The organism is Mesorhizobium sp. M00.F.Ca.ET.216.01.1.1, from assembly GCF_004010325.2.
In the GTDB taxonomy this organism is placed as follows: Bacteria; Pseudomonadota; Alphaproteobacteria; order Rhizobiales; family Rhizobiaceae; genus Mesorhizobium.
Map to the genome: position 1 here is coordinate 1 of NZ_SADR02000235.1, position 369 is coordinate 369.

The 369-nt window shown below is 69.4% G+C and carries 1 protein-coding gene; it reads left to right on the forward strand.

All coding sequences use genetic code 11. The features are described from left to right. Positions 1-50: 50 nt before the first annotated feature. Positions 51-369, forward strand: a 319-nt coding sequence (locus tag EN859_RS35895) for a glycosyltransferase family 2 protein (RefSeq protein WP_135913648.1), incomplete at its 3' end; no start/stop codon positions are given.

Consider the following 369-nt stretch of genomic DNA (forward strand, 5'->3'; position numbering starts at 1 on the left):
GCGCGCTACCATCGACGCTTGGCGCTCTTGCCGCCCACCGCATTTCGCCCATGACGCCCGATTCCGGCATCTGCATCGTAATTCCCTGCTACAACGGCGCGGCGACTCTTGCTCGCGCGCTGCAAAGCTGCAGCCGACAGCCGGAGGCGGCGCAAATCATCGTGGTGGACGACGCTTCGACCGATGCGTCCGCACAGCTCGTCGTGCACTACGCGCGCCTGGACCCGCGCGTTCAGTTGCTGCCCATGCCGGAGAACGGCGGCGCGGCGCGGGCGCGCAATTGGGGCGCGCTGCACGCGTCGCACGATCTGCTCGCCTTTCTGGATGCCGACGACGAATACCTGCCCGGCGCGCTCGGCGCGGCCCGCG